Annotated in this window: 1 pseudogene; it reads right to left on the bottom strand. The window is 67.7% G+C overall.

What is annotated here, in order from left to right:
- Positions 1 to 437 (bottom strand): annotated as a pseudogene (gene tnpA, locus ACXAHD_RS32410) (IS200/IS605 family transposase); the annotation flags it as partial.

Raw genomic sequence — 437 nt, 5'->3', positions numbered from 1 at the left:
GGGGGTGAAGGCCCGCGCTGGGAGGGCCGCCAGGGCCCGAGCAGTGCCCTGACCTGGCCGGTTCTGCTGCTCGATGTACTGCGTCACGATGCTCGGTGGCGCGCCGCCGACGGAGCCGGCGAAGTACGAGCCCGACCAGAGAGTTTGTTGGCCCGGTGGTAGTGGCGTGCGAGGTCGGGGAACTCCTGCCGCAGGCGGCGCGGCGGGACGCCCTTGAGTGAGTTGACCAGGCGGGAAACGGCGACTTCGGGTGGGTGGTGGTCGACCAGCAGGTGGACGTGGTTGTGGCCGCCGTTGAACTCGACCAGCTCGGCCTCGAAGTCCGTGCGTACGTCCCGCATGATCGCCTCCATGCGGGTCAGGTGCCGGTCGGCGAACACCGCGTGCCGGAACTTCGGCACGAGAACCAAATGAACATGGATCGCGAAAACACAGTG

It is taken from the genome of Micromonospora sp. ABR4_055 (genome assembly GCF_056160425.1).
Note: the sequence above shows the minus strand (reverse complement) of the source record. Positions and strands in the feature narration are given on the sequence as shown.